Raw genomic sequence first — 14,440 nt, forward strand, 5'->3', positions numbered from 1 at the left:
GGTGTACAAGCTTGTTTCTCCGGCTACAATTATGAATAAACAGCGCAGTCCAACATTGGTAAATCCACCTAATTCGAACCCCAATTCTGATAAGAGGTGAGCAAATGTTCGGATACTTCATCACATTTGCCCTGAACTTTATTGTGGCTTGCTTTATTTACGACGATCCCAGCGTCCTGAAGCCTTTCGTGCACTCCCTTTTGATTCTGGCTTTCATCATCCTTGTGGATTTATGGAAGAAAAAACAAAGAGCCGCGCGCTGACCTTCAGGGAGACAATCGTGAGCACAAAACCATTCGGCAAAAATGCCTCGATGCTACTGCGTCAATGATGGCAGCACCGGGAACTATCCCGGACGGACTCGAAGACCATTCCCTCATACCAACTTATCCTCCATTTACAAGCACGCTTTACCCGCTGACAAACATACGTTCCTGTGCTATTGTAAAAAGAAAAAAGTAGGTGCTACACTCCAATGAACAAACCCGTTCACGTTGAATTGACGCAATATTCTATCGAACATCTGCCAGGGCTGAGTTTGTTCGAACTCCAGAAGGAGCAGGAACAGTTTACGTCATTGCCAGTCAATACTTTGGCGGTAACAGAAGGCCAATACCCGATTGTGATTGTAAGCGAAAAGGAACCCGTGGGCTTCTTTTTGCTGCATTCGACGGAGCGAGTAAAGGAGTATTCCGCGAACCCCGACGCGATGCTGCTCACTTCCTTTTCCATTAACCATGCACAGCAAGGCAAAGGCTATGCGAAGCAAGGACTGCTTCTCTTGCCGGAGTTTATCCGGAACGAGTTTCCTGCCTGTACGGAAATTGTTTTGGCTGTGAACCATAAAAATATCCCTGCCCAGCGGCTGTATGAGGCAGTGGGTTTTGAAGATACCGGGCGAAGAAAAATGGGGCCGATTGGCGAGCAGTTTGTTTACTGTTTGCCGTTGCCAAAAGAATGTGGATAATCGCCACCACTGTACCAGCAGACAGCGGGGGTGCGAAACTAGCCGGGAACCTGCATCGGTAAAGGGTTCCCGGCTCTTCTCGCATTCCGTTAGTTCTGTTGCCCCCGGTTCCCCTTTCCACGATAGCTCCTGTCTCAGTTCTCGCATGTCGCGCATTCACTGGATTTCAAGCGCCAGTTCGAATACCAGCGGTCGCACCGATGCGATCAAACCTAAGCCGAGTCCAATCCTAGACGTGCTTTGTCTTTCTGCCATACAAAATCCGTTTGTTACGCCAGGCTACAACGGCTTTCCTTCGCTCGATACAGTAACCGACAACCAACCTGAAAACAAAAACAAGGCCCGCCCCGCAAAGGGACAAGACCTCGCTTCTGCAAAATCATTCTCATTCAGCAGCAATCGCGCCTGAGACAGCGTAGTGCTCCAACTGAATATCCAACTCCAGGCCAAGGGCAAGCTTGGCCATTTGATCGCCGATAAAAGGCCCCATCGTCAGGCCGGACGCGCCAAGGCCGTTGGCAACGAAAATCCCTTCCCAGCCGGGGAGCGGGCCGAAAACAGGAAGAAATCCCGGCGTGAACGGGCGAAAGCCTACTCGCGCTTCCACGAATGTGCTGTCGGCAAGGCGGGGGGCAATGTCCAGCGCTTTTGTGAACACTTCTTGCAAGCCGCCTGATGTTACCCGTGTATCGAAGCCCGCGACATCGTTTTCGTGCGTGGCTCCGATGACCATTTTTTGCTCATCGAAGGCGAGCAAATACTGATCGTTGGGGGGGATCACGACTGGCCAGTTGCCTGTGTGTAAGTCTGAATATTCCAGATGGACGATTTGCCCTTTTTGGAAGGTGACTTTGAACTGGACGCCAAGCGGCTGGAGAATTTCGCTCGCCCACGCTCCGGCACAGACGATGACAGCATCGGCGGTGATCGTTTCAGCGCCTGCACGTACGCCGGTGATCCGTGTTCCGTTATGCAGCAGGGTTGCTTCCTCGTATAATAGAACGGCTCCGTTTTTTTGCGCAGTTCGGAGCAAAGCATCCCGCAAGGCACGGCCATCCACGCGCGCCGCTCCTGTTACATGCACAGCGGCGTACTCCGCGTCGAGCGGAGGAAAAAGCGCGTTTGTCTCGTCAGGAGAAAGCACGGTGACGTCGCCCAGCTCCGGCGCGTCTTCCCTGCGCGTGAGAGCCCGCTTTTCCAGTGCGAGCAGCTTTTCGCTGTCTTTGTGAATACTGAGTGCGCCGACACGGGCGTACCCGGTGTTTGTTTCGCCGCTTTGCTCAAGTTCGGCGATCAGCGAGGGGTAAAAACGCGCGCCCTCCTTCGCCAGCTTGTACCACGCCTTATTGCGCCTTTGCGACAGCCACGGGCAAATGATCCCTGCGGCAGCATCGGTGGCCTGGCCTTTATGTTTTCGATCCACAATGATGACTTCTGCGCCTCTTTTTGAAAGTTGATACGCCGTCGAAGCACCTAAAATTCCGGCACCTACAACAATGATTTTTTGCATGGTTCGCATCCTTTTCCATGAGGGTGTACGATGTTTTCCTTTTTAACTATAAACCAATGGAGCAAGAAAAGGTATGTCTGCGACGAAACGCAGCTTGTGAACATGGTGAACAGAGAAGGGCGCCAAAGGGTATAAGCTCTGCTGTTCGGTTATTCGCCAATACTCTTTAATGGACGATATGACAGCGGTTGTGGTATGTTGAGATTGCTAATATTAGGAAAATAGCCGCAGTGATGCTCCCAGCAGAGGTGAAGACATGCTCCAATTGCCACTCTCTATTGTTTTCTTCTTCCTTGGCCTCCTTTTTGGCTCCTTTTACATCGCAGTCGGGCTGCGAGTGCCGAAAAAAGAGTCTATCCTTCCCCCGCCGTTGCATTGTCCGACCTGCAAGCAGCGGTTATTGCCCATAGAACTCATTCCGGTTGTTTCCTATCTGCTCGCAAAAGGAAGATGCAAGGGCTGTGCGACAGCCATTTCTCCGCTCTATCCCGTGATGGAAGGCTTGACGGGGCTTGGTTTTGTCCTTGTCTATTTGCGGTACGATCTGACCTGGGAGACGTTGTTCGGGGTCTTGTTTGTCTCCTTGCTGGCAATCATTACGGTGGCGGATTTGGCGTATCGGCTGATTCCGAATAGAGTGCTGCTGCCGTTCTTTTTGCTTTTTCTCGTCGGGCGCTTTTTTTGGCCCTATGGCGACGCCAGCTATGCAGCGCATTTGATCGGGATGGCGGCAGGCTTTTTGTTGTTTTTCCTGCTTGCGCTCATCACGCGTGGCGGGGTGGGGGGCGGCGATGTCAAGCTGTTTGCGGTGATCGGGATGTTTCTGTCGCCGCCGTTGCTCATTTTGACGGTGTTTCTTTCTTCGGCATTTGGCGCCTTGTATGGACTTGCTCTGCTGGTGAGCAAGAGAGTGACGCGCAAGTCGATGATTCCGTTTGGGCCGTTTATTGCGCTGGGGGCTGTTACCGCCTATTTGTACGGTTCGGATATAAACTGGTATTTGGCCGTCTATTAATCATTGGGGTTGTAAAAAATGGGGCATCTGCAATTTGAGAGTAAGAGTGGATCGGCTATGCTGAATGGACACTAGTATTGAGATCAAATCGATAGCGAAGAGGAGAGTCAAAAACATTAGTAAGAATCTGTTTTTATCACAAATCCAAATGGATATTCCTTATCGTCTTTGTAAGCATTGATTCGAAAGCCTCTATAAACTGTTTGAGACGGTTCATAATTCGAGTTTAAAGCAGAAGCAAAGTGCTTTTCTAATTTGAATTGATAGGTATTGTCGATCTTGGTAAAGGCAACATTTTTGATTTCTTTGTCCGTATATAACTGTTCACCTTCAGAATTGAGGAGATGGTCCAAAATAGTGATGTTATCATATACTGTTTCACCAAAATCGATGGTAACTGTCTCGCCGATTTTGTAATATGCAATCTCTTGCTGAACAGTTGGATCAAACGCAAATTTGAAATGGTCTTTGCGCTGTTGATTACTGCTCAGTTCATGTAATTTAATAGTATCTGCGCCAATCATTACATTTCCCTGGTTGCTAATTGGATTTTCAGCTACACTGCTATATTCTTCCCGATGGTCAGTGGCCCCCGCACATCCACCAATTCCCACTAAGATCAACAATAATAACAGAAAGTTTTTTAACAGGTTCATCTTCGTCACCCCATTTATAAAATTCTCTTTGCAACAAAGTCCATGATAAATTTATCATAAATGGAATTAAATAGGGACATGGCTTGTGTTCTATTTCAAAGTAATAGTTCTACCATGCAAGAGAATCTAGCTTCCTTTGTCCGCGAGCATGGCAAGGTTCTGCTGCCACGCAGAGGATGCCGGCCGCAGGAACTATGTCCACGCGATTCGGACAGGGAGAGTGCGGCTGTAAAACGAGCAGAGTGACCAGAATGTCGAGCATCAAAAAAAGGGGGCACGTCGATGTGCTCCCCTTTTTCTTCATATTCTTACTCTCAAGCTTTTCCCGCAGCCTGCGCACCGTCCCATTCAGTGGCATCTGTTGTCTGCTTTTGGGACGATTTCTTTTGCCCCGGCTTATTTTGACCACGCAGCGGAATTTCTTTCAAAAACAGCGCGAGTACAACTGCAAAGCCAGCCACAATCGCTCCGGTCAAAAAAGTGGTGGTGATGCCGTAGCTCATCGCTTCTCGGATCGTGTCGAGCATGTGGGCAAACACGGTTTGCGACTCCGGCGGCAAGCTGTGCAGCGCTGCTTCGATTTTTGGCTGATCGAGCAAGTTTTGTGGATTGGTGAACAGCGACAGCTTTTCAGCCAACGCCGGATCAGCAGCCACCGAGGCTGCGCTCTGGCTCATGTCAGCCGAGAGCTGGCTCATTTTCGTGGACATGCTGGTGCTCATGACACTGCCCATGACGGCAATTCCAATCGTACCGCCCAGGTTGCGGAACAACTGGGAGGTAGCGGTGGCGACCCCCAGTTCCTGCGGTGCGACTGCGTTTTGCACGGTCAGGGAGAAGACGGGCATCGCGATGCCCATGCCAAGGCCGAGCACGATCATGTACAGGACGAGCAAATAAATCGGCGTGGTCGGCACCATGAAGTACATCAGCACCATGCCGACTGTCATGACGAGCAATCCGCTGATCGCCATCTTTTTGTATTTGCCTGTCTTGGTCATCCATTGTCCGGCGAGCGCAGACGTCACAAGCATCGCAATCGACATCGGCATGGCGACGTAGCCGGCGATGGTAGGCGAGATTCCTTTTACACCCTGGACGAAAAACGGAACGTAGATGATCGCTCCCATCATCCCGGCGTTCAGGAAAAAGCTGACCAGATTGGATACGGTGAAAATGCTGTTTTTAAACAGCTTGAGCGGCAGTACAGGTGTTTTTACCCGCGTTTCCACCCAGAGCAACACGAGCAAGGACACGACGGTGACAGCCAGGAGGCCAAGAATTTGCCAGGAGCCCCAGGCGAATTGGTTCTGCCCTTCTCCTGCCCAGGAAAAAGCGAGCAGCATCGGAACGATGGTCGTCGTCAGAAACAGGGAGCCGAAGTAGTCGACAGATTCGCCCTGACGTTTTTCCACCTGCGGAAAATGAAGCCAGATCAAGGTGAATGCGATCAGTCCGATCGGCAGGAAAATCCAGAATACCCAATGCCAGTCCAGGTGATCCACGATATATCCGCCCAAGAGCGGACCCGCGACGCTGGAAACACCGAATACGGCGCTCATGACTCCGGTCCATTTGGCGCGCTCGCGGGGTTCATACAGGTCGCCCATGGCGGTAAAGGCGGTAGACATGATGATACCGGCACCAGCCCCTTGAATGGCGCGATAGGCGATCAGCTGAAAAATCGTGCCGGAAAAGCCGGATAGCAAAGCCCCGATGCTGAACAGTCCGATCCCCGCCAAAATAAACGGCTTGCGTCCGTATATGTCCGACAGCTTTCCGACCAGGACGGAAGCGACGGTGGAGGTCAGCAAGTAAATGGTGATGGCCCAGGAGTAATAATCCATGCCTCCCAGTTTGGCGATAATGCGCGGCATGGCAACGCCAATGATCGTTTGGTTGATCGCGGAAAAGAACATGGCCGTGATAATCGCGATCATAATGGTGATTTTCTTTTTTTCGGTTAACCCGTTCACGCGTCATTCTCCTCTCGTTGTTGTTCGATGTTGTGTAAAACGTGTCGGTAGATCCGATTCAAGTGCGCAAGATCTTCCTCAGACAGCCCGGCGAACAAGTCCCCGATGGTTCTTTTTAACTCGACTTTGTATTGCTGCAACATCGCTTTTCCCTTTTCGGTAATGTCCAGGCAGACGACCCGGCGATCGTGGCTGACCCGGCTGCGGCTGGCATAACCGCAGGCGATCAATTTATCGGAAAGACTGGTCACCGCTCCGGGCGTGATCTGCAAAAGCTCGGCGAGTGCCGAAGCCTTTAACGGCCCGTGTTTGTCCAGCATTCGCAGCAGCATGGCTTGCGAAGCGGAAACGAGCGGGTCCAGCCGTTTGTGCCATTTGGCGGAGACACTTCGCTGCACCTGGATGTAGAGTTGTTCGAATTCAGTAAGACCGGATTGGCTCGGCATGTTATCGCTCCTGTTTTACGTGTAAAATAATATATCTGATTAATAGTTAATCACTTGAAACATTAATTAGTGTAAATGTTATGTGCGGGGATGTCAAATCTACCTTTTACCAAATGAAAAAAGGGGGAGGGATGGTTTTTTGCGTTCCAAAGCGCCTGGCGAAGCACCACACCTTACAAAAACGAAAGCAAACTGTAAGGTAGATCAATAGCACCCCATCTGGAGACGAGTTACAGTAAATAGCGAAGAGAAGCACGGAAGGCAGTCCAATGCCACAAACAAACGAATGGAGGAACAACGAGTGAGTACAGCCGTTCTGGAAGTCAAGGATGTCCAAAAGATATACGGGAAAAAGGGGGAGAGCCAGTCCCACGCCTTGAAGGGCGTATCGCTGACGATTGAAAAAGGAGAGTTCGTCGGAATCATGGGCCCGTCCGGATCAGGGAAGACGACACTGCTGAACGTCATCTCCACGCTGGATCGGCCATCGGCGGGCTTCATCCAGATCGCCGGAACAAACATTACCCAAATGAGACAAAACCAACTGGCCGATTTCCGTTCGCAAAAGCTCGGCTTTATTTTTCAGGATTTCAACCTGCTGGAAAATTTGACAGTGTACGAAAACATTGCACTGCCGCTGTCGCTGCAAGGCGTACCTTCCAAAGAGATCAGCGCCAAAGTAAACAAGGTGGCGCAGACGCTTGGCATCAGCGAAATTTTGCAAAAGTATCCGGTGCAAATTTCCGGGGGACAAAAGCAACGTGCTGCCGCTGCGCGCGCCCTGGTGCATGAGCCGGCGATTTTGCTTGCGGACGAGCCTACGGGGGCGCTCGACTCCAAAAACGCGAAAAGCTTGCTGGAGACGATGGCCGACCTGAACGAAAACCACCAGGTGTCAATCATGATGGTCACGCATGATGCTTTTAGCGCGAGCTACTGCAAGCGCATCCTGTTCATCCAGGATGGCAGCTTGTACACCGAGATTCACCGCACAACCGACCGCCCGCAATTTTTCAAACAAATTTTGGATGTACTGGCTGAGCTGGGTGCATCTCATGATGGCTAGGAGGAAGTTTTCATGCTGTTGAAGCTGTCGTTATCAAGTATGCGGAAAATGATGAAGGACTACCTGGTGCTTTTGGTCGGCCTCGTCATTTCCATTTCGATTTTTTACATGTTCCAGACGTTGGGCATGAATGACGATTATGTGAAAGCGAACTCGATGATTCGCTCGATCGGGATCGTCTTCAATGTAGGGGCGTTTCTTTTGGCGTTCATTACGATCTTCTACATCTTTTACGCAAACTCGTTTTTGCTCTCGCTAAGACGCAAAGAGTTGGGGATGTACATGGTGCTCGGGGCGAAAAAAGCCAGGATCAGCCAGATGCTGTTCGGGGAAACTTTGCTGATGGGGGTTGTCTCCCTTGTGATCGGCAGCCTTGTCGGGATTGTGCTGTCCAGCGGAATCGGGCAATTGCTGATGGGCGTACTGGACATTTCCGCTGACGGGTACTATCCGTTTTACTTGCCGGCTTTATGGATGACGTGGGGCTTTTTCCTCGTGTTGTTCCTGATGACGGCGACGATCAACGCCATTCGTCTGGCGCGAGCGACAGAGCTGGACCTTATTTCTGCCGAGCAGCAAAATGACAACATCAAGGCAAAAGGCATCGGCACGATGGTGGTCGCCATCCTTGGGATTTTGCTGATCGCATTCGGCTACTACTTGTTGACGCATCTCGAACTATATGTTGCTTTAGGCTTCATCGTCGGAGCCATAGTGACGACGATTGGGACCTATCTCGTTTTCATCTCGCTGCTGCCTGTATTCGTGCAGATGCTGAAAAACAACAAGAAGCTGAACGACCGTCAACTGAATGCCTTCACTTTGGCCCAGCTTCGTTTTCGCATCAACAATCTGACGAAAATATTGGGAACTGTCGCGATGCTGATCGCCTTGGGCGTCGGCGCGATGGCGGGCGGGCTGGCCTTCCAGCAAAATGTTGAGCTGGTGGCGAGCATCGGGCGCATTTACGACATTACGCTGCACGATCCGGTCGCTGAGGATTACCAGGCGCTTGCCCGTATGCAAGTGCTGGAGCAAAATACGTATCGCTACAAGAAGGACGAACAAGCCTACTACTTCACCAAGGATGACTTGCTGGCACATCCTCCGCTTATCTCGACAAACACGATGGAGCAGTATTCGCCGGATAACGAGCCGAAGCGCGTAACGCAGCCGCTGCCGGAAAAGGCGTATATCATGAATAACGATCCGGACGAAGAGCAGAAACTCGCCAGGGTGCCGAAAGAGTGGGGCCAAGCGATTTTACGCGAATTCATCAGCAGCTACGAGATGCTCGCGGACCGCGCCGTGCAAATCGTCGATCAGGAGACGTATGCAAAAATCGAGGGCAGTGAGCACAAGGTTCTCGTGGCACAGGTAGATGATTTTCTCAAGTACAAGGACGACTTGAAAGCGATGGATGAGCGCCAAATGAAGCTGCTCAAGTCCGGGCAACAGGACGACCAGGAAGTCTACCTGAATTCGAAATACAGCACCTATCAGCAGGTTTACGCTTTTACCAGCGGCACGCTGTTCATGGGCTTTTTCCTTGGGATCGCGTTTCTGGCGATGATGGCAAGCTGTCTGATGTTCAAAATCTTGTCCGGCGCTACCCGCGACAAAGGCCGCTACAGCATGCTGCGAAAAATCGGCGTGCGCAAGGAGCTGTTGGTTGGCTCGATCTACAAGGAGCTGTTTGTCGTATTCGTTTTCCCTGCGCTGATGGGCCTCTTGCATGTACTGGTAGGGATGAAAATGTTTTCGGTTATCCTGCTCAACCCGTATGTGAACATCTGGGCTCCGATTGCCATTTTTGTAGCCGTGTACGCGATCTACTACCTCATCACGGTTCGGCTCTACCGGGGAATTGTGTTGCCGAAAGAAGTGTAATTATAGCGAAAAAGTCCTCCTCGCATGAGGGGGATTTTTTGTTGGAAGCTGGAGGAATGTTATAGTCAATGCTTGACTCAATGTACACGAATTCAGTTGAAGACGTGGTTTCTGAATCAGAAGATGTTGGGCACAATAAAGGCAAAGGATTGACACCAAATACCTATAAATGGTATTTTTATACAAAAAAGGGAGTGGAATTCGATGAAGAGGGGAAAAATACTGGAAATTTCAGCTTCTATGATTCTACTCATGGCAGTGGTTGCGGGGAATTTTGGTGTTGAAGCTCAAGAAGTAGAGATTACTACCTCAAAAATAAAACAAGGCCCTTTTAAAATTGGCGTAATTGGTTATGAAGAAAATAGCGCTGTCGGTAAAACAATTGAAGAAGCTACCAGTGAAACGAGAAGTCTTGCTAAAGAGGAATCCATCGAAATATTGGATGAGGATATGCAAGAAATTCCAGATGGAATCGATGCACTTTGGATCGCTGAATCGAAGCTAAAGGACACGAAGGTGAAAAAATGGTATAAACAGGCTAAAAACGAAAACAAACCATTTTATATTTTCGGAGAAAAACTGGATGCGCAAAATATCATAGACACTTTTGAACCGAATTTGGATTTGTCCCCTGAGTATCGAAAAGATTCAACATACTCGCTTGATATGTTTGGTTACAAATTCGAAAATAACCAGGTGAAATTGTCATCTGTTATCTCGATCAATCGAAAAAATCAAGGCTATAATCTGGAAGATCTTGAGAATATCACAAAGAGGTACAATATTAAAATAACCAAGAAAGCTAACCCTAAAAAATCTCTGGTCAGCTTTCTTGCTCCGAATAAAGCCAAAGCAGCGGGAATTGACGTGAACCTGCCAGATTCATTTTCAAATATATATACCTGGGAAACGGAAATTAATAACTTTATTGATATTAATGCTACCCAGCAGAGACTGGCAAAATCATATCATGTTTGGGAAGTTTATAAAGATGACACTCCCGATAACCCCGATACAAAAAGCTATGTCTATTTCCGGGCAGATCAACCACTTAGTGAGATTGAAGTTTTTGAATCGAGGGAATTTGTGAACAGACTTGATGCAGATAAAACAAGTAACATCATTACAAAGGGATGGCTTCCTGATGATTCCAGTATTTCTGGGAGTGTAGCTTTTGATCTTACATGGCCACCCGGCGCGAGTGTTTCTTGGGATACATCTGGAGACATAGAGATTTTTGATGCAAACGGAAGTCTTTCCGGCGATTGGCATGAATTTAAGGTAGAGGACAATGAATATTTTGATGATGTCCTGAGCGAATCTGATGTTTGGGTATCTTCGCAGTCGTACACGATTAGCCAGAATGCAAAAGGACACAAAATAGGTCATGACTTCGAGGCAACCATTGACGGCCATTCGGGTCGAGCCGAACCATCAGAGGTTGATAACTGGGATACTACTGGTAACATGTATTTCTATTGGGTTGTAAGAAGGTAAAAACTTTATAAATCTTATTCGTATTTTCCAGGCACTCGCGAATGAGCGGAGTGTCTTTTTTCTGCCAAAAACCTTGTCAAAGCGAAGAGCAAAATCGCGGGTGTTTCATAGCTTCCTACCATTTCAAATGGAAATCCATCTCCGCTAGAAAATCGGCCATATTGCATTCTTATGTTGACAAAGAAAATGATAATCATTATCATATTTGGTGGAAAGTATGACCAAAACTACGCATCTTTCGAGTGTTGCAACGTAAAAAGGGGGAGTCATAACATGCGTATCATGAAGTTACCAATCCTGCTCGTCTTTTTGTCTGCCATGCTTCTGTTGGCAGCGTGCGGGAACGGAGGGACTGCTACTCAAAACGCCCAATCCGGTTCCGGGCAGGCACAGCCGGCGGCATCTGCGCAGCCAGAGGCGGACAAGGCAGGGGAAGAAAAAGTGCGCACGGTCAAGCACTTGATGGGAGAAACGACAATCAAAGGCGTTCCCAAGCGCGTTGTCGCTCTGGAATGGAGCAGCGCTGAGCATGTTCTGGCTCTCGGCATGCAGCCTGTAGGTATTGCCGATATTCCCAATATGAAAAAGTGGGTCAAGCTCCCTGTAGAAATTGCTCCGGATGTAGCGGACGTGGGCAGCCGCGTCGCGCCAAACCTGGAATCGATCATGCTGCTCAAGCCTGACCTCATTATCGGCATGAAGCGCAACGTGGAAGCAAACTACGACGAACTGAGCAAAATCGCGCCGACCATCGCGTTTGATGCCTATCCGCAAGAGGACCAGGGCGATCAATATACCCGAATGATTGAGACTTTTAAAGAAATTGCCGATATTTTGGGAAAAAATGCGGAAGCAGAAAATGTGCTGAAAGAGCTCGACAAAACTTATGCAGAAGCAAAAGAGCGAATCGTCAAAGCTGGCATGGACAAAACGCCAATCGTCCTCGCTATGGGTTACAGCAACCAGAACGCAGTAGAATTCCGTCTGTCCACAGACAACTCTACTGCGATCCAGATTTTGAACCGCGTCGGACTGACCAACGCTTACAAACCTAAAAAGTTTGAGCCAAACGGAATGACGACGACAGACGTGGAGGCACTTCCTGCGCTCCAGGATGCCAACTTCCTGCACATCATTCAGGAGGATGACAACGTCATCGAGAACCAGTTGAAAAACAATCCGGTTTGGAACGGCCTCAAATTTGTCAAAGAAAATCGCATTTACGCATTGGGCGGCGACATGTGGCCATACGGCGGTCCTTTGTCCGCACAGCTCATGGCGAAAAAAGCTGCTGATCTGCTGGCGAAATGAGTCTGGCCAAGCGTGAAAGCCATGTCCCAAGCGGCATCCATCAAGCCCCTTCTTCTTCAGGAGGAGGCTTGCGGCCGTTATGGATGCTGCTTGGCGGCCTTGTGCTCTTGGTGCTGCTCACGTTTGTCAGCCTGACACAAGGACTGGCTGACATCTCGGTCCGTACTGTGATCGAAGCGATCCTCTCTCCACAAGAGATAGCCGACCATCAAATGATTCACGGCGTCCGTCTGCCGAGAACAGTGATGGGGCTGTTATCGGGCGCGGCTTTGGCGGTTGCAGGCGCGATCATGCAAACCGTGACGCGAAATCCGCTTGCTTCGGAAACGACGCTTGGCGTCAATGCCGGAGCCTACTTGTTTGTCGTCTTTGGAATGGTTTTTTGGCCGGCAATCTTGCACCAGTACCCGCTGCCATTTGCCATGGCGGGAGGGATCATGGCTGCTGCTGCCGTTTACTACATGGCGGGCGGGCGCAAAGGAACGCCTGTGCGCGTTGCTTTGTCCGGGATGATCGTGACCCTCGTGTTTTCTTCGCTGACCAGTGCCATTATTTTGTTTCATGAAGAAACGACACAAGGGATCTTCATCTGGGGTTCAGGCTCATTGAAGCAAAACGACTGGACAGGTGTGCAGTTCAGTTGGCCGCTGATCTTGCTCGGGGTATTCGCAAGCTGCCTGATGGCCAGACAGCTTGACGTGCTCAGCTTTAACGAGGAAACAGCGCAGTCGCTTGGGCAAAAGGTCGGCAAAACGCGGCTTGTCGCCATGCTCATCGCGATTTTGATTACGTCTGTCAGCGTCAGCGTAGTCGGGCCGATCGGCTTTATCGGGCTGGTGGCACCGCATCTGGTGCGGCTCAGCGGGCTGACAAGACACATTTGGCTGTTGCCGATCAGTGCGATCTGGGGGGCGGCACTGCTCGTTGCCTCTGACACGATCTCACGCACGTTTATCAATGCGTACGGCGAGCTGCCTGCAGGTGCGATTACGGCAGCGATTGGCGGGCCGTGGCTGATCTGGCTGGCGATGCGGGTATCCCGCAAGCTGAGCGGAGGCACGGGTTCCGGGGCGCAGACCTCGATGAGCGTAGGCGGCTGGCAGCGCAAAGTTCCGTATCCGGTCGTCATTATTATGTTGTGCGTGCTGCTCGTCCTCGTCTGGATGTCCGGCCTGGCAATCGGGAATCTGTACTTGCCTTGGGCGGAAATCATCGCTGTTTTCCTGGGGCAAGGAAACGAGATGTACAGCCAGCTTCTGTTCGAGCTGCGGATGCCGCGGCTGTTGACCGCGATGCTGGCGGGTGTGGCCTTGGCGATCAGCGGCAGCCTCATGCAAAGCGCCGTGCGCAACCCGCTCGCTGATCCGCAAATTGTCGGGGTGACCAGCGGCGCGGGCGTGGGAGCCATCCTCTTGCTGCTCGTGTTCCCGCCGTTTTCCGCGTGGATGCCGCTCGGAGCCATGCTCGGAGGGATTGTCTCCGCAACGATTGTGTATGCGGTGTCGTGGCGGAGAGGCTTGAACCCGATCATTCTCACGCTGGTCGGGATCGCGGTTGCCGCAGCAGGTGCCGCTTTCATCAATATATTGATCGTAAAAGCACAGCTTTTGGCCGCACCAGCGCTCGCCTGGATGGCAGGCAGCACCTACGGACGTGGCTGGACGGAAATAAGCCGGCTGCTGCCTGCGGTCATCGTGCTGGCTCCGCTGGCGTGGTGGCTGGGGCGGCGTGTGGATCTGCTCGCTTTTAACGATGAAAGCTCGATTGGCTTGGGCTTGCAGGTTCGCCGGACGCGCCTTGCTGTAGCGGTCATTGCCGTTTTGCTTGCTTCCGTGGCTGTTGCCAGCGTCGGGGCTGTAGGGTTTATCGGCTTGCTCGCGCCGCATGCGGCACGCTTGCTGGTCGGGGCGCACCACCGCAGAGCGGTCGTCGTCTCTGCCCTGTTGGGCGCGGTTCTCTTGGCCGCTTCCGACTTAATCGGGAGAGTCGTGATGATTCCAAAAGACATCCCGTCAGGCATTGTGGTCGCGCTGTTGGGGGCGCCGTATTTGTTCCTGCTGATGTTCCGCGCGGCAAAAGTACGACAATCGTAGATACAGATTGCAA

General features: G+C 50.8%; 11 protein-coding genes. 7 read left to right on the top strand and 4 right to left on the bottom strand.

Annotated features, from left to right (window positions below; genetic code table 11):
* Positions 1-475 precede the first annotated feature (475 nt).
* Entirely contained in the window at positions 476-967 is a 492-nt protein-coding gene (locus EDM57_RS01350; RefSeq protein WP_122902984.1) for a GNAT family N-acetyltransferase, read from the top strand.
* A gap of 385 nt (positions 968-1,352) precedes the next feature.
* Here the strand turns inward: EDM57_RS01350 and EDM57_RS01355 are convergent, their stop codons facing one another.
* Positions 1,353-2,477: an NAD(P)/FAD-dependent oxidoreductase gene (locus tag EDM57_RS01355; protein ID WP_122902985.1), complete on the bottom strand. Its 1,125-nt coding sequence runs from the start codon at positions 2,475-2,477 to the stop codon at positions 1,353-1,355.
* A gap of 256 nt (positions 2,478-2,733) precedes the next feature.
* On the opposite strand from EDM57_RS01355, the gene EDM57_RS01360 reads away from it, so the two are divergent.
* Positions 2,734-3,492 carry a prepilin peptidase gene (locus EDM57_RS01360; protein ID WP_122902986.1) on the top strand — a complete coding sequence of 253 codons (759 nt, stop codon included), beginning with the start codon at positions 2,734-2,736 and terminating at the stop codon, positions 3,490-3,492.
* A gap of 116 nt (positions 3,493-3,608) precedes the next feature.
* Here EDM57_RS01360 and EDM57_RS01365 read toward each other — a convergent pair whose 3' ends face one another.
* From EDM57_RS01365 to EDM57_RS01375, 3 genes are all read right to left on the bottom strand, one after another.
* Entirely contained in the window at positions 3,609-4,148 is a 540-nt protein-coding gene (locus EDM57_RS01365) for a hypothetical protein (protein ID WP_246005706.1), read from the bottom strand.
* A gap of 314 nt (positions 4,149-4,462) precedes the next feature.
* Positions 4,463-6,124 carry an MDR family MFS transporter gene (locus EDM57_RS01370; protein WP_122902987.1) on the bottom strand — a complete coding sequence of 554 codons (1,662 nt, stop codon included), beginning with the start codon at positions 6,122-6,124 and terminating at the stop codon, positions 4,463-4,465.
* A complete protein-coding gene (locus tag EDM57_RS01375; protein ID WP_122902988.1) occupies positions 6,121-6,570 on the bottom strand; it encodes a MarR family winged helix-turn-helix transcriptional regulator in 450 nt (149 codons plus the stop codon). The genes EDM57_RS01370 and EDM57_RS01375 overlap by 4 nt, the downstream gene beginning before the upstream one ends.
* Before the next feature lie 301 nt (positions 6,571-6,871).
* Here EDM57_RS01375 and EDM57_RS01380 point away from each other — a divergent pair, with 301 nt between their 5' ends.
* The 5 genes from EDM57_RS01380 (at position 6,872) to fhuB (ending at position 14,427) form a co-directional block, all read left to right on the top strand.
* Positions 6,872-7,636: an ABC transporter ATP-binding protein gene (locus EDM57_RS01380; protein WP_122902989.1), complete on the top strand. Its 765-nt coding sequence runs from the start codon at positions 6,872-6,874 to the stop codon at positions 7,634-7,636.
* Between the two features lie 12 nt (positions 7,637-7,648).
* Positions 7,649-9,526, top strand: coding sequence for an ABC transporter permease (locus tag EDM57_RS01385; protein WP_122902990.1), 1,878 nt, complete (start codon positions 7,649-7,651; stop codon positions 9,524-9,526).
* 204 nt (positions 9,527-9,730) lie between these two features.
* Positions 9,731-11,023 carry a hypothetical protein gene (locus tag EDM57_RS01390; protein ID WP_122902991.1) on the top strand — a complete coding sequence of 431 codons (1,293 nt, stop codon included), beginning with the start codon at positions 9,731-9,733 and terminating at the stop codon, positions 11,021-11,023.
* Positions 11,024-11,296: 273 nt separating this feature from the next.
* Positions 11,297-12,334, top strand: a complete 1,038-nt coding sequence (locus EDM57_RS01395; protein ID WP_122902992.1) for an ABC transporter substrate-binding protein — start codon at positions 11,297-11,299, stop codon at positions 12,332-12,334.
* The gene (gene fhuB / locus EDM57_RS01400) at positions 12,331-14,427 is read left to right on the top strand and encodes a Fe(3+)-hydroxamate ABC transporter permease FhuB (protein WP_122902993.1); all 2,097 of its coding nucleotides are present in this window, start codon (positions 12,331-12,333) and stop codon (positions 14,425-14,427) included. The genes EDM57_RS01395 and fhuB overlap by 4 nt, the downstream gene beginning before the upstream one ends.
* Positions 14,428-14,440: the final 13 nt, after the last annotated feature.

Source organism: Brevibacillus gelatini (assembly GCF_003710935.1).
Classification (GTDB): Bacteria; Bacillota; Bacilli; order Brevibacillales; family Brevibacillaceae; genus Brevibacillus; species Brevibacillus gelatini.

What these genes read in the sequence shown, in the direction of transcription:
- EDM57_RS01355 (WP_122902985.1), bottom strand. Translation starts at nt 2,477, where the DNA reads ATGCAAAAAATCATTGTTGTAGGTGCCGGAATTTTAGGTGCTTCGACG.
- EDM57_RS01350 (WP_122902984.1), top strand. Translation starts at nt 476, where the DNA reads ATGAACAAACCCGTTCACGTTGAATTGACGCAATATTCTATCGAACAT.
- EDM57_RS01395 (WP_122902992.1), top strand. Translation starts at nt 11,297, where the DNA reads ATGCGTATCATGAAGTTACCAATCCTGCTCGTCTTTTTGTCTGCCATG.
- EDM57_RS01360 (WP_122902986.1), top strand. Translation starts at nt 2,734, where the DNA reads ATGCTCCAATTGCCACTCTCTATTGTTTTCTTCTTCCTTGGCCTCCTT.
- EDM57_RS01390 (WP_122902991.1), top strand. Translation starts at nt 9,731, where the DNA reads ATGAAGAGGGGAAAAATACTGGAAATTTCAGCTTCTATGATTCTACTC.
- fhuB (WP_122902993.1), top strand. Translation starts at nt 12,331, where the DNA reads ATGAGTCTGGCCAAGCGTGAAAGCCATGTCCCAAGCGGCATCCATCAA.
- EDM57_RS01385 (WP_122902990.1), top strand. Translation starts at nt 7,649, where the DNA reads ATGCTGTTGAAGCTGTCGTTATCAAGTATGCGGAAAATGATGAAGGAC.
- EDM57_RS01375 (WP_122902988.1), bottom strand. Translation starts at nt 6,570, where the DNA reads ATGCCGAGCCAATCCGGTCTTACTGAATTCGAACAACTCTACATCCAG.
- EDM57_RS01365 (WP_246005706.1), bottom strand. Translation starts at nt 4,148, where the DNA reads ATGAACCTGTTAAAAAACTTTCTGTTATTATTGTTGATCTTAGTGGGA.